The sequence below is a fragment of the Arthrobacter pascens genome, assembly GCF_017052465.1.
GTDB lineage: Bacteria > Actinomycetota > Actinomycetes > Actinomycetales > Micrococcaceae > Arthrobacter > Arthrobacter pascens.
In genome coordinates, this window is sequence record NZ_JAFHKT010000151.1 from 231725 (window position 1) to 248303 (window position 16579).

Sequence of the window (16579 nt, forward strand, 5' to 3'; positions counted from 1 at the left end):
GGCTGCGGATATGCCTCACAGCAGACGCTAGTTTCCCCACGACGACGGGATTTTGTGGAGTGTCTACAAATGGGCGGCCCGGGCTTTGGCGGCGGCCGGGGCGCGTCCTCACGGCCCGCCTTATGTTGGCAGCCGATTCGGGCCGCCGAGCCAGTAGAGCGCGACGTCGACATCTCTGGCAGTCCAGGTGTGCCCCTGTCGCTTCGCGATCAACCGCAGATCTTCCACGAACTCCATGTAGCGCTTGTACCTGCCGGGCGCCGCGGAGAGCGTACGACCCAAAGACTCCAGCCCGGCGTTGGCGCGCCGATCATACACTGCCATCCGCAAAGGCGCTGCGGCCAGCAGAAGGGCTGACGCGTAGGCGTCTCCCTTTTCGAAGCCAGGCAAGGGCGACAGCGCGCCCCGACCGGCAGAGGCCGCTTTGGGTACGGAGAGCGAGAGGTCGTTCACGGCAGACACAGCCCCCGCCGTCACCGCCCGCACTTCCAGATCCTGCATTTTCATCAGGTCTCGGACCCACGGCGTATCCGCACGGAGCCGTTTCCAGAAAAGCAAGGCCCCCATGTCGGCCTTGCCGATGCTGGCGGTCGCCTGAATCCGATCAGCGACTTCGGTGAGCACCTCGTCGTATGCCGGCGAGGTTGCTGCCATATAGGCGGTGTGGGCTGCGCGTAGCTGTTCCCAGACCTGCGAGTCGTCCATAGCGCGAGGTGTTTCGTCCTGCATATCCATAGTTTGAAGCATGCCAGCCGGACCAAGACCTCTGGTGAAGCTATGGTGAACAGTTCAGCCGAGACAAGGGTCGGTGCGGCTGACGCTTGCGGGACCGATCGCCGTTGAGGTTTCGGCAGACGTGCCGTGGTCGGACAGTCTTTCCGCCGTGCCGGGGCGCCGTGTTCACTTCCGCGACGCCTTAGCTTCCCGTGCGTGTGGCCTGCTGCGGCTAGCTTCGCCCTCATCACCCCAACAAGATGTGACGGAGCATGCCATGCCACTGCCTACACCTGCCCGAATTCTGGGTGCCGCTGCTGCACTTTCTCTCCTGTCCTCCTCCGCTTTCGCCGGCGCTGCCGTTGCCGACGATCAGGGCCGCCAGCCGAACCCGGACTCCTTCTCCTTCGCCGTAATCGGCGATGTACCTTACGGTTCCGAGCAGGTTGACCGCTTTCCACAGATGGTCACCGAACTGAACACCCAGGACGAGCTGAGCTTCGTGGCACATTTGGGCGACATCAAGGCAGGATCGGCCGAGTGCAGCAACGACTACTTCGCCGCCATCAAGGCGCAGTTTGATCGCTTCGAGGCTCCGCTCGTCTACACGCCGGGCGACAACGAATGGGTTGACTGCCACCGCGTCAACAACGGTTCCTACAACCCCTTGGAGCGCCTGAATGAGCTGCGCGAGCTGTTCTTTGCCGAGCCTGGCAAAACGCTCGGCGGAAACATGCCCGTGAAAGCGGCTGACGCGGCGGGGCTGCCCGAGAATGTCACCTTTGCGGAGCAGCGTGTGGCCTTCTCCGTCGTCAATGTCCAGGGGTCGAACAACTCGCGGCTGCCGTGGACCGGGCTTGGACTTGCCGAACCCACCACCGAGCAGCTCGCGGAAGTCCAGTCCCGGACTGCGGCGGACGTCGCGCAGCTGAAGCAGACGTTTGCCGACGCCCAGCGGACCAACGCCCGTGCCGTCGTCGTGATGACGCAGGCCGACATGTTCGATCCCTACATGCTCTCCCAGGGAGTAACGGAAAATCCCGAGCTGGTCAGCGGCTTCCGGCCGATCGTCGAAGCCATCGTGCAAGGTTCCCGGCAGTTCGGCGGCCACGTCTACCTCTTCAACGGTGACTCCCATATCTACAATGACGACTCGCCCTTGGCTGCAGGATCGCCCTGGCTGGAGGTCTACGGCCAGGAAACCGTAGGCAACCTGCGCCGCGTGACGGTGGAAGGCGCGGCCACGTCCAACGAATGGCTGCGCGTCACCGTCGCTCCCAACGCGTCCACCGGAGAGGCGCTCAGCTGGGAGCGCGTGCCGTACAGCTCCTGAACGGAGCCGCCCTATAACGGCAAGCACACCACCAATTCGGGTGGGCCGGCCCGCGCATTTGGCGGCTACTCCAAGGTTTTCAGAAGCCCGCTGGCGCACTATGGGCTCTGTTCGACGGACAGCTAGTCGTGCAGGCTTGGAGGAAGACATGGCCGCCCGGACACTCTGGTACTACAGCCACATCATCGCCGCCGAGGGTATCTTTCAGCTCGAACCGTCAAAGATCACCCACTCCGTGGGGGCTGAACAATGAAAAATGGATCAAACCCGACTCTGCGTGATGTTGCCGTCAGGGCCAGGGTCTCGCTGACCGCGGTGTCCTACGTGCTCTCCGGAAGGCACGGCGGCACCACCAGGATCAGCCAAACTACCCACGACCGGGTGCTCGCTGCCGCTGCCGAGCTCGGCTACGTGCCGAACCAGGCGGCCCGCGGGATGCGCCTGGGCCGGACAGACCGGGTTGCCATTGCCATCGGCGACCTGGAATGGCCGCCGGACCGTGCGCTTGCCGCGGCGGCCGCGGCCATCCTTCCGAAGCACGGCTACCAGGCAGTCATCATCCTGGGCAGCGCATGGCGGCAGTTCATGCTTTCCGGCGGCGCGGACGGAATCATTGTGGGCGCACTGCCGCCCCATGCGGCGGACGACGGAACCGTCAGCGAACTCGCCAAGCGCGGGGTCGCGCAAGTAATCATTTCAGCGGTCATGCAGCCCGCCGGCTTTGACGTCCTGGTTCCCGGCGTTGCTGATCCCGCGGCATCTGCGGCGGGGGCGGAGTCGATTTCCGAACTGGCCGTGGGCATGCTCGTGGACCGGCTGGTCGGAAATGCGCCCGCACACGGTGTGCGCGTGGCCGCGCCAAGGAGGCTGACGATGCGTGGCGCCTCGCTCGACGCTTACCGTGAGGCGCCTTCCGGAAGTGGTGCCTTCTCACGGATTGCCCGCACCTAAGCGCGGACGGTTTTTCGGCCGCGGCCCGGCGTAACAATCGGAAGGCCGGCGCGGATTTTCCTGCCCGGCACCTTGCCGGGATGCCTTGTGACGTCTGCAGTCACACGCCGTAGCGTTCATTAACACCCGCGACCCAATGGCCCGGCACACGGCAGGAAATCGCCTTCTGATTCCCCTTTTGGGCGCTGCAGACGTCGCCATGTGAACCTCCTCTTACGGTCCGTTGCGCCGTGTGACCGGCCGGCGCACGCACGGTAGGGACGGCGCCCGGCCCGGCGCATTACGCCCGGTTTCCCCTCGTGACCAGGCCCTTCAGGCCCGGATTCAACTCTGCTCTGATGGTGGACACGAGCCAACCACCGGCAATACGACGAATCCAGACGACCTGCTGAAGGGAACCCCAGCCATGACCTCCGGTACCGGCCCCACACCGAAAATCAGCCTGCAGAACATCACCAAGAAATTCACCGTCAGGCCAACGAAAGAGATTCCGGAAGGCTCAGTGCTGACGGCCCTGGACGGAATTTCCCTGGACGTTTCCGCCGGGGAATTCATCACCCTCGTTGGCCCGAGCGGCTCAGGCAAAACCACGCTCCTCGACCTCCTTGCCGGGCTGACCAAACCGGACACCGGCAGGGTCCTCGTGGATGGCAGTGAGGTCACCGGACCGGGCCGGGACCGCGCCGTCGTTTTCCAGCAGTATGCCCTCTTCCCCTGGCGCACCGCGGCCGCGAATGTCTCCTTCGGCCTCGAAGGCCCGGGCAGCGACGGCAAGCGCCTCAGCCGGAGGGAACGCGCCCGCAAAGCCAGCGAATACCTGGAGCTCGTGGGCCTGGGCGGTTTTGAGGACCGGTACCCCCATGAGCTGTCCGGCGGAATGAAGCAGCGGGTGGCGATCGCCCGCAGCCTGGCCTATGAGCCGGACGTCCTGCTCATGGACGAGCCCTTTGCGGCGCTGGACGCCCAGACACGCGAACAACTCCAGGAAGAACTGCTGCGCATCTGGGCCACCACCGGCAAGACCATCATCTTCATCACCCACGGCATTGACGAAGCCGTCTACCTGGGGCAGCGCGTCGCCGTTCTCAGCTCCCGGCCGGGCCGGCTCAAACAGATTGTGGACATCGATCTTGGCGACCGCTCCGGGGACGAGGACGTCCGCTCCAACGCGGCGTTCGTCGAGCACCGGCACCAGGTCTGGTCGCTCCTGCACGATGAGGTCCGGCGCGCCCAGCAGGCCGGCCACGCGAAGATCCAGCCGGACGGTTCAGCCCCTGACGAAGCACCGGTCCTCTCCACCGGAAAGGCAGCATGATGAGCACCCCGACCCTGACCAAGAACCAGCAGACCCCGGCCGGGACCGCGGCCCCGGCCGCAGTCACCGCCGCCGCCAACCAAGGGAACGAACCGGTTGCCCGGACGCCCAAGGCCGGTGCCGCCAGGCTCCGCTCCGGCGCCCGACTAGCGGGGCGCGGCATCTGGGGTTCCGGCGCCATCATCCTGTTCCTGCTGCTGTGGGAACTCGGCCCTACCTACCTGGCGCCCGCCTCCACCCGGGTGTTCCTCCCGCCACTGCATGTGGTGCTCGAAGCCCTGGCATCGCTCGTCGAGAAGGGCCAGCTGCAGAGCCACCTGGCAGCGAGCCTGAGCCGCTCGGCCAGCGGCTTCGGCATCGCCGTGGTGGCCGCCGTGGCCCTGGGCCTGCTGGTTGCCTGGTACCGGTCCCTCGACAGCTTCCTGAATCCGCTCCTCGAAGTCTTCCGGAACACCGCCGCCCTGGCGCTGCTCCCGGTCTTCACGCTGCTCCTCGGCATCGGGGAAACCTCCAAGATCAGCATCGTGGCCTACGCGGCGTTCTTCCCCGTGCTGCTGAACACGATCGCCGGCGTCCGGACGGTGGATCCGCTGCTCATCCGGGCTGCCCGCTCGCTGGGACTGTCCAACTTCCAGCTCTTCCAGAAGGTCATCCTGCCGTCCGCCGTGCCCACCATCTTCACCGGAATCCGGATGGCCGGAACGTCCTCCATCCTCGTTCTCATTGCGGCTGAGATGGTCGGCGCCAAGGCAGGTCTTGGATACCTGATCGTGAACTCGCAAATGAGTTTCCTCATCCCGGACATGTACGCGGGAATCCTGACTGTTTCGCTGCTAGGCCTGCTGGTGAACTACCTGCTAGTTGCCGTCGAACGCCATTTCTCCCGCTGGCGCACCGCCGTCGGATCGCAAGCCGCCTAGCGGCGCCCACCCCTACACACGAAGGAACCAAGCAATGACTGCATCCAAGCGCGAAGCAGCCGACGGCGGACGCCGGCTGCACCTGAACGCCTTCCTCATGTCCACGGGACACCATGAGGCATCGTGGCGACTGCCCGAAACCGACAGCTTTGCGGGCACGCAGCTGGCGCACTTCCAGCGGCTGGCGCGGACGGCCGAACGGGGAACGTTCGATTCGATCTTCTTCGCCGACTCGCCCGTGCTGCACGGCGACGTGCGCCAGCGCCCTTACGGGACGCTCGAACCGACGCTGCTGCTGAGTGCCATCGCCGCCGTCACGGAGCGGATCGGGCTGATCGCCACGGCGTCCACCACGTACAACGATCCCTACAACCTCGCCCGGCGCTTCGCCTCGCTGGACCACATCAGCGGCGGGCGCGCCGGCTGGAACGTGGTGACCACCGCCGGTGAAGCCGCGGCGCGGAACTTCTCGCTGGAGGACCAGCCGGCGCACTGGCGGCGGTATGAGCGGGCCGCCGAATTCCTGGACGTGGCGCGGAAGCTCTGGGACAGCTGGGAGGACGGCGCCCCCGTCGGAGACAAGGCCGCAGGCCTCTGGGCAGACAGTTCCCGCGTCCACGCGGTGAACCACGCCGGCCGGTACTTCCGGATCCAGGGACCGCTGGACGTGCCGCGTCCGCCGCAGGGCCATCCGCTCATCGTCCAGGCCGGCTCCTCGGAGAGCGGCAAGGACTTCGCGGCCCGCTACGCCGACGCCGTGTTCACCGCGCAGCAGACCCTCCCGGAAGCCCAGCGGTTCTACGCTGACCTGAAAAAGAAGACTGCCGCCGTCGGACGCGATCCCGAGACCATCAAGGTCCTGCCGGGCATCGTCCCCATCATCGGATCCACGGAGCAGGAGGCCCGCCGCCTGGAACAGCGGCTCGACGAGCTCATCCACCCCGAGCATGCACGGAAGCAGCTGGCAAGCGTCCTGAGGGTTTCCCCCGAATCCCTCCCGCTGGACGCACAGCTGCCGGAGGACCTCCCCTCGGAGGACGCCATCGAGGGGGCCAAGAGCAGGTACACGCTGATCGTGGACCTCGCCCGGCGGGAACGCCTTACCGTGCGCCAGCTGATCGGGCGGCTCGGCGGCGGCCGCGGGCACCGGACGTTCTCAGGCACGCCCGAACAGGTTGCCGACGCGATCCAGGGCTGGTTTGAGAAAGGAGCAGCGGACGGCTTCAACATCATGCCGCCCGTGCTTCCGTCCGGACTGGACGCGTTCGTGGACCACGTCGTCCCCATCCTGCGCGCCAGGGGCCTCTTCCGCCGCAGCTACTCCGGGACGACGCTGCGTGACCACTATGGCCTGGCCCTGCCGGCGAACGCCTATGCGGAGAACGCGTATGCGGAAAACACCAACGCGGAAGACGCCGACGCAGCAGGCCCGACGAGAAGAGAACTCCTTGTATCTGAACCGTGAGTTATATCTGAACCGGGAGTCGGCGAACGCCGTCCTGGACCGTGACCTGGATCCGGCCGCCCTGCGGGAAGCCTTCGGGCACGTCCCGTCAGGCGTGGCAGCTCTGTGCACGCTCGTGGACGGGGCGCCGCAGGGACTTGTTGCATCCACCTTCACCGTGGGTGTCTCGCTGGATCCGCCGCTGGTGATGTTTGCCGTGCAGAACGTTTCGAGGACTTGGCCGCTGGTCCGGGCAGGCGGCCGGATCGGGGTCTCGGTCCTCGCCGCCTCGCAAAGCGGCGTGTGCCGGCAGATTGCGTCGAAGTCTGCGGACCGTTTTGCCGGCGTGGGGCTCACCGCCACAGAGCCCGGAGCCGTTTTCCTGAACGACGCCGGGCTCTGGCTGGACTGCTCGGTGGAGAGCGAAGTCCCGGCCGGCGACCACACAGTTGTCCTGCTCCGTGTCCACGGGACCTCGGTCCGGGACAACAGCGGCGACCCGCTCATCTTCCAGGGTTCGGAGTTCCGGAGCCTGGAGGTTCCGAGCTACGTGTGACCGCTGCTGCCGCCACCCGCCCCATGCGCAAGTGTCAGCTGGTCGCCAGCAAGTGTCAGCTGGCGATGGCGTAGTCGCGGACGGCGGCCTCGTCCATCGTGAAGCCGCACTGGCAGCGATACGTGACCGGCTGCTCCGCCGGCGCCTGCTGGGCCAAGGAAAGGCCGTCCACCTGCAGGGGCTGGCGCGGGGAAACCTCGTGCGGGTCCACCAGCTCCATGGGCCTGCGGCAGTGCACGCGGGAGCTGAAGGTGGCCATCAGCCCGGTGTCCAGGGCTGAAAGCGTCTCATCGCCGAGGCCGGCGGCAGCGCCGGCCCAGCTCGCCCGCGTAGTCTTCTTCGTTTCGTCCGGGCGTTCGTTCAGGGTAATCATGTTCATTCCTTTGGGCTTTTCACGGGGCTGCCGGCTTGGCGGGCCCCGCCGCGAACTGCTTGCGGGAGTAATGCTTACCCGGTAAGCAAAGCATGCTTACTATTCTCTGCGCAAAACGCTGCGCCGATCGGAGGGCCGCGAAAAGGCCCCGGGGCTAGGGGAAATCGATCCGCATCACGGCGCGCCGTGGGGTGGGCCGGCTGACCTCCGAGAACCCGGAGTCGGCGAAAATGCTGCCGCTGCCGACGTAGAGCTCGCCCCAGGAGTACTCCTGGCCGGGCCGGGTGACGATCGGGTAGCCCTCAATGGCCCGGGCGCCGCGCTCGCGGGCGAATTCGACGGCGGCGCTTGCCAGCGCCCGGCTGATGCCGCGGCGCCGGAAGCCGGTGCGGGTGACAAAGCAGGTCACTGCCCAGACGCCGTCGTCGGTCCTGTCTTCGTTCCGGTCCGCCCACGGGACGCGCATGCGAAGCATGCGGACATAGGCCGTGCGGGGCTCCACGGCGCACCAGCCCGCGGGCTCGCCTCCGAGGTAGGCGACCAGGCCGCTGGTCGTCGTGGCGGCGGGATCCCCGCATCCGGCCTGCGCGCGCAGGCGCCCGGCCAGTTCCTCGACCGGAACTGATTTCCAGTCCTTGTCCCGGATCTTGAACCACTGGCACATGCACCGGGATGCTTCGCCGCGTGTGCCCATGACGGCCTGCAGGTCCTCCCAGGACGCTTCGTTCGCGGGCACAATGCGGATCTCATCCGCCGGTCCTTGCCCCATCTCTCGGCACCGCCTCTCGGAATCCGGCCGCTGCATCGCGGCCGGTGGTCACGACGTTGCCAGCGCCGTCCCCGGACGTCAAGGGCAGTTTCACCTTGCCCGGCTGGGTAGTTTTCAGTGGCGTTGGCGGCGGGCTGAGCCGGACGCGGACTGCGGCACCTGCGCAGAGAATGACGGCGGCGCCTCCGATGATCGTGGTCCAGCCCAGGATTTCACCCAGCAGGAGTCCGGCCCAGCAGATGCTCAGCACGGGCTGGATTAGCTGAACCTGGCTGACGCTGGCCATGGGGCCAATGGCCAGGCCGCGGTACCACGCGAAAAATCCCAGGAACATGCTGACGACGCCAAGGTATGCAAAGGCCGCCCACTGGACTGGCGTTGCGGACGGAAGCTGCTGGGCTATGGAGACGATCGTCAGGAACACCATCAGCGGCGATGCCAGCACCAACGCCCAGGACACGGTCTGCCACGGGCCGAGCTCGCGGGCCAACAGGCCGCCCTCCGCATAGCCGATGGCCGCTGCCACCACTGCGCCGAGGAGCAGGAGGTCCGCCGAGTGCAGCTGTCCGAAGCCGCCGGATTGCATGGACGCGAAGGCAATAGCCGCCAGCGCGCCCGCGCCGGTGATAAGCCAGAACGCTACTGGGGGACGCTCATGCCCCCTCAGGACAGCGGCCGTCGCCGTCGCGGCCGGGAGCAGCGCGATGACCACCGCGCCGTGGCTGGCCGGCGTATTGGTGAGCGCAAAGGACGTCAGGAAGGGAAATCCAATCACGACGCCGGCGGCCACCACCGCGAGCCGGGCCCACTGCAGGCCACGGGGAAGGCGCTGCCGGGTGAGGGCGAGGGCGGAGGCGGCCAGGACCGCCGCCACGACCGCGCGGGCCGAACCGATGAACAACGGCGAGAGCCCTGCCACGGCCAGGCGCGTGAGCGGCACGGTGAACGAGAATGCCGCTACTCCGACGAGGCCCCACCACAGTCCACTGCGGTGCCGCGGGGGTAACACTGGGCTTGTAAGTACAGTAGCGCTACTATTATCTCTCATGAACAACGATAGCAGTTCCCGCATAGTGACACGGCTGAAGGAGTGGATGTCCGGTGCTGCGCCCGGCGCAAAGTTGCCGTCCACGCGGTCGTTGGTTGCTGAGTACCAGGCCAGCCCCGTCACTGTGCAGAAAGCCCTGCAGACCTTGGCCGGGCAGGGGCTGATCGAGAGCCGGCCCGGGGTAGGGACCTTCGTGCGGGCCGTCCGGACTGCGCGTCCCTCGGACTACGGCTGGCAGACGGCGGCCCTGCGGTCACCGCTGGCGCCGCTTCCGTCGGCCTCCACCACCATGCGCGACGTGGCGAACGACGCCATCGCCTTCCATGCCGGCTACCCGGACCGGGAACTCCTGCCCGAGCGGCTGGTGCGTGCCGCCCTCACCCGCGCAGCCCGGGGCGACGCTGCGGTGTCACGCCCGCCGGCTGCCGGCCTGCCGGAACTGCAATCGTGGTTTGCCCACGAACTCGGTGCCTCGACGCCGGCCGGAACCACGCCGCCGAACCCGAGTGACGTCGTCGTACTGCCGGGAAGCCAGAGCGGTCTCAGTTCCATTTTCAGCGCGCTCGCGGGCCGCGGGCAGCCGCTGCTCATGGAATCGCCGACATATTGGGGAGCCATTCTGGCTGCGGCGCAGGCCGGGGTGCGCGTTGTCCCGGTACCCAGCGGACCGGACGGCCCGGACCCGGCCGAACTGGCCCGGGCCTTTGACGAAACCGGCGCCCGCCTGTTCTACGCCCAACCGAACTACGCGAACCCCACCGGTGCGCAGTGGGCTGCAGGGCGGGGTGAAGAGGTCTTGGATGTGGTGCGCGCCAAGGGTGCGTTCCTGGTGGAGGACGACTGGGCGCACGACTTCGGCATTGCCACCAGTCCCGTGCCCGTTGCCGCCCGCGACGACTCAGGCCATGTGGTCTACCTTCGTTCCCTGACCAAGAGCGTGTCCCCGGCCATCCGTGTCGCCGCCGTCATCGCGCGCGGCCCGGCACGTGAGCGCATCCTCGCGGACCGGGCGGCCGAGTCGATGTATGTCAGTGGCCTGCTCCAGGCCGCAGCGCTCGACGTCGTGACGCAGCCTGGGTGGCAGACTCACCTGCGCAGCCTCCGCCACCAGCTGCAGTCGCGCCGTGACCTCCTGCTCACCAGCATGCGCGAGCATGCCCCGCAGGCGCATATCGAGCTGGTCCCCAAGGGCGGCCTGAACCTCTGGGCCCGCCTTCCCGACGGGACCGACCTCGAACGGCTGACCCGCGACTGCGAAGCCGCCGGGGTGATCATCGCCGCCGGGCGGGAGTGGTTCCCGGCCGAGCCGGCGGGCCCGTTCATCAGGCTCAACTATGCGGGACCGAACCCGGGCGCATTCCCGGAGGGCGCGCGCATCATCGGCCGGTCCATCGAACGCAACGGCCTCTAGGAACCAGGCAAAGAGAGGTGGCTTTGCCCGACTTTAGGAGTCGCTCAGCGGCTTTCGGGCGAGCCAGGCGGCGACGATCGCGCCGGAAATGTTGTGCCACAGCGAGAACACGGCAGAGGGCAGCGCAGCCAGCGGGCTGAAATGTGCCGTGGCCAGGGTCGCGGCCAGGCCCGAGTTCTGCATGCCCACCTCGAAGGCGAGAGCCCGGCGGGCCTTATCGTCCAGGCGGCCCAGCTTGCCGGCGAGGTACCCCAGCCCGAGTCCGAAGCCGTTGTGAAGCACCACGGCGAGGAACACGATGCCGCCGGCGGCAACGATCTTGCCGGCGCTGCCGGCCACGACCACTGCCACAATCAGGGAAATCACGACGGCGGAGGCCCACGGAAGTGCCGGAAGGGCCTTTGCGACGAGGTTCTTCAGGAAGAGGCGTGCGAGGAGCCCGCCGATGACCGGCAGGAGAACGGTCTTGACGATGTCCAGGACCATGGCGCCGGCGTCGATCGTCAGGAATGATCCTGCCAGGAAGAGCACCAGCACCGGCGTGACGATGGGGGCGATGAGCGTCGAGACGCTGGCCACGGCAACGGACAGCGCAACATCGCCCTTGGCCAGGAAGGCCATGACATTCGAGGCCGTGCCTGAGGGTGCGCAGCCAACAAGGATGAGGCCCACAGCCAGCGCCGGCTCGAGCTGGAGGGCGTTCGCAATCAGCCAGCCCGCACCCGGCATGATCACGTAGTGGGCCACGATGCCCAGCACCACAGCCCAGGGCCGCCTGGCCACCGCGGCGAAGTCCGGGGGCGTGAGGGTGAGCCCCATGCAGAACATGATGATGCCCAGCAGATACGGAACGCTGGGGCCGAGCGGCTTGAACGCGTCAGGGAGCAGAAAGCCAGCCAGGCCGGCGGCGAGCACCAGCAGCGGGAAAACGGTCACGGCCACGCGGGCAATCCTGGCCTCGGCGGCGAGTGCCGGGTTCAGGGGTGGTGCGGCGTCAGCGGCGACCGGGGAGGTCTCGGGATTTGTTGTTGCCTCAAGCATCTAAACATGCTGGCACTTCAGCCCGCTGGGAACCAATTCGTGAACAGATGTCAGACAAATGTGTCCGCGCGGCGGAACACCGAGGGAATTTGCATGAAGCTATCTGCTGTTTGCTTCGATGGGGATCCATAGCTGTCCGCGGCCTTGTGAACCGTCTGGCTCCGGTTGGACGCTCAGCAGTTGTGGCCCGGGCGCCCAGCGGTATGGATTGGCGGGGAACCACTCGGCCGCTGCGTCAGCCCATAGATGCTGCAGGGCCTCGGGGAACTTGCCTTCTGTCTCGAACACGACCCATAAGCCCGCCGGGACATCTGTGGAGTCGTATCCGTCCGGCGCCGTATGTGATGACGCCGCGGCGCGCCAGTAGTCCAATTCGCTTCCCTCTGTTCCCGGTTCCTCGATGTTCTCGGTGACAGCCAGCAGCCCAAATGGCTCCGTGTCTGATAGCTCTGCCAGCCGCGGCCTCACTCCCGGGCCCAGGCTCCGCTCGAACTCCTCGATGTCCGGATTCTGGCCCTCGTAGACGAGCCGGACAAGCGTCTTAAGCCCGATAAGGCGGAAGGCGTCCTTCTTCACTATGCGGTGCTTCATGTCAGCACTCCCTTCGATTCGAAGATGAAATCGTAATTGCGGCTGTGAGTGGAGCACGGCGCCCGGGCGTCGCGCCTGTGAGGGAGTGAGGCCGTGCATGGCCTTGAAGGCCCGGGTGAACGCCTCGGCCGAGCCATACCCGTATCGGATCGCTACGTCCAGTACCACCTGGCCGGCGACAATTTCCGCTGTCGCTGCTGTCAGCCGCCGACGCCTGATGTACTCAGACAACGGCAAGCCAGCAAGCGAGGCAAACATCCGCCGAAAGTGATACTCCGAGGTGAGGGCGACCTGTGCCAGACGTCCAACGTCGATCGGCGAGGCAAGGTCCGCCTCGATGAGTTCAATGGCCCGGTTCCATTCCTGCGCGGCTACCTCCTTGCTTCGCTAAGGTACGAAGACTCCGGCCCGTTTGACCCGACAATCCCTGCCCGAAAAGATCAGAACCCGGACGCAGCCGTCCTGTTCCCATTCCTAGGCCCTGTGCCGGGCAACCAACCTTCCGGTTGGTTGGTACAGTTGCGTCATGACTACGAGAGACGCGATCCTCAGCGGTGCACTGGAACTCCTCAATTCCGGGGGGACGGTCTCCCTGGAGTCGGCTGCCCGTCACGTGGGGTTGAGTAAGCCGGGCGTGATGCACCACTTCCGTACTAAGGAAGCGCTCATGCTCGCACTCGTGGACAGGGTGGCCGAGGGCTGGAACCTGGAGTTGTCCCGGCGTCTCGGGAGCCCGGTGGAGGACGCGCCGGTGGCGCTGCGCTTGCGCACGTACTTGGAGTGGTGCCTGACCGGGGACTTCGACGAGGCGGATCTGGTGATGCTCTCCGACCCGCGGCTGCGGAAGCCCCTGCTGGCCCGATGGGTGGAACGCATGGCGATGTGGGTTGAGGTTCCGGAGGATCTGCCCCTGGAGCAGCGGGCCTCCCTGACCGCAGCGCGGCTCATCGCGGAGGGAGCCTGGTTCGCGGCCGCTACCGACGTCTTTCCTCCCGAACCCGAGCTCAGGGCCGGCATCCGGGCCATCACCGAACGACTACTGAAAGACTGACCATGACGAAATGGCTATTGCTGGCTGGGGCGATCGCCAGTGAGGTGATCGCTTCGCTGTGCCTGAAAGCCGCTCTGGAGAATCCCGTTCTATTTGTCATCGTGGGCGCGGGGTATGTGACCGCCTTCGGTTTGCTGGGCGCTGTCCTGCGCCAGGGCCTGGCCCTGGGTGTGGCTTACGGCATCTGGGCCGCTGCGGGTGTGGCCCTGACTGCCCTGCTCGCCGCCGTGCTTTTCGGTGAGCCCCTGACCCCGGTGATGCTCGCCGGCATCACATTGGTCATCGGCGGAGTGCTGTGCGTCGAACTGGGATCCCGCGGAGCACCAGTGAAACGCGGAGCACCAGTGAAAGAGGAGACCGCCCGATGATGTGGCTGTTTTTGGCCGGAGCGATCCTTACCGAAGTCACAGCCACCTTGTCCCTTCGCCTCGTGTCGGAAGGGAAGAAGATCTGGTACGTGGCCGTGGGGGCCGGCTACCTGCTGGCATTCACCTTCCTGACCCTGACGCTGTCTCAGGGAATGAGCCTGGGAGTGGCCTACGGCATCTGGTCTGCCGCCGGCGTCGCCCTGACAGCCGTTGCCAGCAGGATCGTGTTCAAGGAACCGCTCACGCTGGTCATGATCCTTGGCCTGGGCCTCATCATGGGCGGTGTGCTGCTCATCGAACTCGGCGCCGCCCACTAAACACACAACCAGACAAAGGATTCCCACGCGCCCTGAGTGGTGAGCCGCCCGTCGGTGCGATACTGGTCAGCACAACGGGTGGGAATTCGGGGGTTGGGGAATGGTGCTGGACACGGCAACACTGCGGGTTGCCTTCGCGGTGCTGGCGTTCGCGTTGGGTCTCCTTTTCTACTTCTCCGCCTTCCGCAGCACCCGCTCTCCGTACAGCGCGTGGTGGTGCGTCGCCCTGCTCCTGTTTCTTTCCGGTTCCGCATGCTTTCTCCTCAACGGCACGCCGCACCAGTGGTGGGCCAACACGCTGGGAAATGTCCTGCTGGTTGCCGGGGCGGGGAGTGCCTGGGCCGGCGCCCGTTCGCTGCGGACGCCGCGATATAACTTCTGGCCGCTCATCACCACTCCCGCCGTGGCGGGCGTAGCTGCAGCCCTCGACGATCCCGGCTCCAACGTCTGGGCCGGGGGCGCCGTTTTCCTGGCGTCGATGTCACTGATGATTGGCCTAACGTCACGCGAACTGTGGCGGCTGGAGCCCGGGTACACGCGGGTCCGCATTCCGATGGCCACCGCCGCAGCCGGCGTTTCGCTGTTCTACCTGCTCCGCTTGATCGTCTTTATCGCTGCGGGCCCGGACAGCTCGACGTTCGTGACCTACTTCGGTTCCGCCGTGACCACACTGGTCACCATGGTGCTCCTGGCGGTGGTCTCATTCAGCATGGCCGGGCTCAGCACGGAACAGCACACCCGGGCGCTGACAACCGTCGCCAGCCAGGACGGGCTCACCGGCCTGCTCAACAGGTCCGCATTCATGGAAATGGCGTCCGAGCAGCTCCGCCGCGGCAGGGGCAACAGGAGCAGCGGAGCGCTGATCCTCGCGGACCTGGACCACTTCAAGGCCATCAATGACACCCATGGGCACGCTGCGGGCGACCTGGCGCTCCAGGCCTTCGCCGACGCCTGCCGCGCAACGGTGCGCTCCACGGACCTCGTGGGGAGGTACGGCGGCGAGGAGTTCATCGTTTTTGCTCCCGGCGCGAGCCCCTACTCCGCGGAGATCATCGTCAAAGAAATCAGCCGGCGGCTCGCCGAGGGATCGATTCCCGGTGTGCCGAAAATGCCCACCGTCAGCTACGGCATCGCTGTGGTGGACGCCGGGGTGCTCACCCTGGACGAGCCGATTGCCGCCGCTGACGCCGCGCTCTACGAGGCCAAATCCCTCGGGCGGAACCGGGCAGTTCTGGGCTAGCCAGCAAGAAACCGGTGCCCCGCTGCCCCCAAGGCAGCGGAACACCGGCTTCGGCGTTGTCAGGCTTCGGCGTTGTTAGGCGCCGGCGCGCACGAACGTGACGGGGCCCCTGGCGGTGAGCCAAGACAGCGGGTGAACCACGGTCTCGTTGACGCCGTTCATGCCGCCGCTGAGAACCTTGCCGTTGCCCACGAAGATTCCCACGTGGCCGGACTGGACAACCATGTCACCGGGCTGGGGGGTGGACACGACTTTGCCGTAGTTCATGAATTGCATCGGGGCAAGGTCGCCCACACGGATGCCGGAGGCGCCGAGCGCCTTTTCCACCATCGCGGTGCAGTCCTGGGTGATGCCCAGCTGGGCGTAGGCGGCCGAAACCATCGAGGCGTTGACGCCGCCGGCGGCCGCCGCGGGAGCCTTCGCGGGCGCCGGTGCGGACTGGACTGTGATCTTCGCGGCAGGCGCGGCCACGGGTGCCGGGGCGGCAACGGGAGCCTTGGCAGCCGCAGGCGCGGCAGCGGCCCGCGGGGCCGCCGGTGCAGCCGGCTTTTCGACGACGGGCGCCTCCACCACGGGGGCCGGGGTGGACTTCACAGCGGGGCGCTCGAAGGCGATCTTGACGCTGGAGCTGGCGCTCAGGGGAGCCTGCACCTGGCTGGCGGCCTGGGGTGCTGATGCCGGGGCGGCGGCCTTCTGGGCCGGAACGTTGGCCGCGTTCGCTGCCATGCTGCCGGTAAAGGCGAGTCCGGATGCCGCGAGGATCACGGCGGCCTGGCGTCCCAGTCCTCCGGCATTGGCCGTGTCGGCACGCGATGCGGAAACGAATGGATTCGAACGGCCAGCCGCTGCGCGGCGGGCACGGGTAAAGCGTGACGACATGAAGGAGCCTCTCCCATGCCTGCGAGGTGAGCTGTCGGATTCGGATGGGAGACACCCGGCCGCGTGCCCTGACCGGAATCAGGAACTGCGCGGCTTCACCCCAAGGCCCTTTCGTGTGGGCCAAAAATTGGTTTCCCCGTCTCTGCCGTGCATGGTCTGTTAGCGGATCCCGGGCCACGGCAGAGTTAGGCAATCAGCGCGGGAATGCCCTCCTCGGTGAGGAAGGCACGCTTTCCACGGTACGGGAGCCTGTCCCAA

Annotated in this window: 17 protein-coding genes, 2 pseudogenes and 1 riboswitch; of the genes and pseudogenes, 11 read left to right on the top strand and 8 right to left on the bottom strand. The window is 66.7% G+C overall.

Annotated elements, in window-relative coordinates; all coding sequences use genetic code 11:
* Positions 1-120: 120 nt before the first annotated feature.
* Positions 121-729 (bottom strand): hypothetical protein, encoded by a 609-nt coding sequence (locus tag JYA52_RS19245; RefSeq protein ID WP_240460544.1) that lies wholly within the window; start codon positions 727-729, stop codon positions 121-123.
* A 262-nt stretch (positions 730-991) separates the two neighbouring features.
* Here JYA52_RS19245 and JYA52_RS19250 point away from each other — a divergent pair, with 262 nt between their 5' ends.
* From JYA52_RS19250 to JYA52_RS19275, 6 genes are all read left to right on the top strand, one after another.
* On the top strand, positions 992-2047 hold the full coding sequence (locus JYA52_RS19250; RefSeq protein ID WP_205654872.1) for a metallophosphoesterase family protein: 1056 nt from the start codon (positions 992-994) through the stop codon (positions 2045-2047).
* Positions 2048-2296: 249 nt separating this feature from the next.
* Positions 2297-2998, top strand: coding sequence for a LacI family DNA-binding transcriptional regulator (locus JYA52_RS19255; protein WP_205654874.1), 702 nt, complete (start codon positions 2297-2299; stop codon positions 2996-2998).
* Positions 2999-3404: 406 nt separating this feature from the next.
* A complete protein-coding gene (locus JYA52_RS19260) occupies positions 3405-4313 on the top strand; it encodes an ABC transporter ATP-binding protein (protein ID WP_205654876.1) in 909 nt (302 codons plus the stop codon).
* On the top strand, positions 4310-5233 hold the full coding sequence (locus JYA52_RS19265) for an ABC transporter permease (protein WP_205654877.1): 924 nt from the start codon (positions 4310-4312) through the stop codon (positions 5231-5233). The genes JYA52_RS19260 and JYA52_RS19265 overlap by 4 nt, the downstream gene beginning before the upstream one ends.
* Positions 5234-5267: 34 nt before the next feature.
* Positions 5268-6698, top strand: a complete 1431-nt coding sequence (locus tag JYA52_RS19270; protein WP_205654879.1) for an LLM class flavin-dependent oxidoreductase — start codon at positions 5268-5270, stop codon at positions 6696-6698.
* Entirely contained in the window at positions 6682-7233 is a 552-nt protein-coding gene (locus tag JYA52_RS19275; RefSeq protein WP_240460545.1) for a flavin reductase family protein, read from the top strand. The genes JYA52_RS19270 and JYA52_RS19275 overlap by 17 nt, the downstream gene beginning before the upstream one ends.
* A 55-nt stretch (positions 7234-7288) precedes the next feature.
* Here the strand turns inward: JYA52_RS19275 and JYA52_RS19280 are convergent, their stop codons facing one another.
* The 3 genes and pseudogenes from JYA52_RS19280 to JYA52_RS19290 form a co-directional block, all read right to left on the bottom strand.
* Positions 7289-7606, bottom strand: a complete 318-nt coding sequence (locus JYA52_RS19280) for a hypothetical protein (RefSeq protein WP_205654882.1) — start codon at positions 7604-7606, stop codon at positions 7289-7291.
* Positions 7607-7760: 154 nt separating this feature from the next.
* The gene (locus tag JYA52_RS19285) at positions 7761-8375 is read right to left on the bottom strand and encodes a GNAT family N-acetyltransferase (protein WP_205654883.1); all 615 of its coding nucleotides are present in this window, start codon (positions 8373-8375) and stop codon (positions 7761-7763) included.
* Positions 8376-8502: 127 nt separating this feature from the next.
* Positions 8503-9423, bottom strand: a pseudogene (locus JYA52_RS19290) (DMT family transporter); the annotation flags it as partial.
* Between JYA52_RS19290 and JYA52_RS19295 the strand changes: the two are divergent.
* Positions 9422-10834 (top strand): aminotransferase-like domain-containing protein, encoded by a 1413-nt coding sequence (locus tag JYA52_RS19295; protein ID WP_205654885.1) that lies wholly within the window; start codon positions 9422-9424, stop codon positions 10832-10834. The pseudogene JYA52_RS19290 and the gene JYA52_RS19295 overlap by 2 nt on opposite strands.
* A 33-nt stretch (positions 10835-10867) precedes the next feature.
* On the opposite strand, the gene JYA52_RS19300 is transcribed toward JYA52_RS19295, so the two are convergent.
* The 3 genes and pseudogenes from JYA52_RS19300 to JYA52_RS22835 all read right to left on the bottom strand — a co-directional run.
* Positions 10868-11875, bottom strand: a complete 1008-nt coding sequence (locus tag JYA52_RS19300) for a bile acid:sodium symporter family protein (RefSeq protein WP_205654886.1) — start codon at positions 11873-11875, stop codon at positions 10868-10870.
* Positions 11876-11974: 99 nt separating this feature from the next.
* Positions 11975-12466, bottom strand: a complete 492-nt coding sequence (locus JYA52_RS22580; RefSeq protein ID WP_240460609.1) for a GyrI-like domain-containing protein — start codon at positions 12464-12466, stop codon at positions 11975-11977.
* Positions 12467-12544: 78 nt separating this feature from the next.
* Positions 12545-12814: pseudogene (locus tag JYA52_RS22835) on the bottom strand (helix-turn-helix transcriptional regulator); the annotation flags it as partial.
* A gap of 178 nt (positions 12815-12992) precedes the next feature.
* Here JYA52_RS22835 and JYA52_RS19310 point away from each other — a divergent pair.
* From JYA52_RS19310 to JYA52_RS19325, 4 genes are all read left to right on the top strand, one after another.
* Positions 12993-13517 (top strand): TetR/AcrR family transcriptional regulator, encoded by a 525-nt coding sequence (locus tag JYA52_RS19310; RefSeq protein WP_205654888.1) that lies wholly within the window; start codon positions 12993-12995, stop codon positions 13515-13517.
* Positions 13518-13519: 2 nt separating this feature from the next.
* Complete coding sequence (locus JYA52_RS19315; protein WP_205654890.1) at positions 13520-13885, top strand: DMT family transporter; 366 nt, start codon at positions 13520-13522, stop codon at positions 13883-13885.
* Positions 13882-14202, top strand: a complete 321-nt coding sequence (locus JYA52_RS19320) for a DMT family transporter (protein WP_205654891.1) — start codon at positions 13882-13884, stop codon at positions 14200-14202. Before JYA52_RS19315 ends, JYA52_RS19320 begins: the two co-directional genes overlap by 4 nt.
* A 100-nt stretch (positions 14203-14302) precedes the next feature.
* Positions 14303-15442: a GGDEF domain-containing protein gene (locus tag JYA52_RS19325; protein ID WP_205654892.1), complete on the top strand. Its 1140-nt coding sequence runs from the start codon at positions 14303-14305 to the stop codon at positions 15440-15442.
* A gap of 75 nt (positions 15443-15517) precedes the next feature.
* On the opposite strand, the gene JYA52_RS19330 is transcribed toward JYA52_RS19325, so the two are convergent.
* Positions 15518-16321, bottom strand: a complete 804-nt coding sequence (locus tag JYA52_RS19330; protein ID WP_205654894.1) for an NlpC/P60 family protein — start codon at positions 16319-16321, stop codon at positions 15518-15520.
* Between the two features lie 8 nt (positions 16322-16329).
* A riboswitch (cyclic di-AMP (ydaO/yuaA leader) is annotated at positions 16330-16513 on the bottom strand.
* Positions 16514-16579 lie beyond the last annotated feature (66 nt).

Coding starts and splice junctions, on each gene's coding strand:
- JYA52_RS19270 (WP_205654879.1), top strand. CDS start 5,268: ATGACTGCATCCAAGCGCGAAGCAGCCGACGGCGGACGCCGGCTGCAC.
- JYA52_RS19255 (WP_205654874.1), top strand. CDS start 2,297: ATGAAAAATGGATCAAACCCGACTCTGCGTGATGTTGCCGTCAGGGCC.
- JYA52_RS22580 (WP_240460609.1), bottom strand. CDS start 12,466: ATGAAGCACCGCATAGTGAAGAAGGACGCCTTCCGCCTTATCGGGCTT.
- JYA52_RS19245 (WP_240460544.1), bottom strand. CDS start 729: ATGCAGGACGAAACACCTCGCGCTATGGACGACTCGCAGGTCTGGGAA.
- JYA52_RS19265 (WP_205654877.1), top strand. CDS start 4,310: ATGATGAGCACCCCGACCCTGACCAAGAACCAGCAGACCCCGGCCGGG.
- JYA52_RS19280 (WP_205654882.1), bottom strand. CDS start 7,606: ATGATTACCCTGAACGAACGCCCGGACGAAACGAAGAAGACTACGCGG.
- JYA52_RS19310 (WP_205654888.1), top strand. CDS start 12,993: ATGACTACGAGAGACGCGATCCTCAGCGGTGCACTGGAACTCCTCAAT.
- JYA52_RS19325 (WP_205654892.1), top strand. CDS start 14,303: ATGGTGCTGGACACGGCAACACTGCGGGTTGCCTTCGCGGTGCTGGCG.
- JYA52_RS19250 (WP_205654872.1), top strand. CDS start 992: ATGCCACTGCCTACACCTGCCCGAATTCTGGGTGCCGCTGCTGCACTT.
- JYA52_RS19285 (WP_205654883.1), bottom strand. CDS start 8,375: ATGGGGCAAGGACCGGCGGATGAGATCCGCATTGTGCCCGCGAACGAA.
- JYA52_RS19315 (WP_205654890.1), top strand. CDS start 13,520: ATGACGAAATGGCTATTGCTGGCTGGGGCGATCGCCAGTGAGGTGATC.
- JYA52_RS19260 (WP_205654876.1), top strand. CDS start 3,405: ATGACCTCCGGTACCGGCCCCACACCGAAAATCAGCCTGCAGAACATC.
- JYA52_RS19300 (WP_205654886.1), bottom strand. CDS start 11,875: ATGCTTGAGGCAACAACAAATCCCGAGACCTCCCCGGTCGCCGCTGAC.
- JYA52_RS19295 (WP_205654885.1), top strand. CDS start 9,422: ATGAACAACGATAGCAGTTCCCGCATAGTGACACGGCTGAAGGAGTGG.
- JYA52_RS19330 (WP_205654894.1), bottom strand. CDS start 16,321: ATGTCGTCACGCTTTACCCGTGCCCGCCGCGCAGCGGCTGGCCGTTCG.
- JYA52_RS19320 (WP_205654891.1), top strand. CDS start 13,882: ATGATGTGGCTGTTTTTGGCCGGAGCGATCCTTACCGAAGTCACAGCC.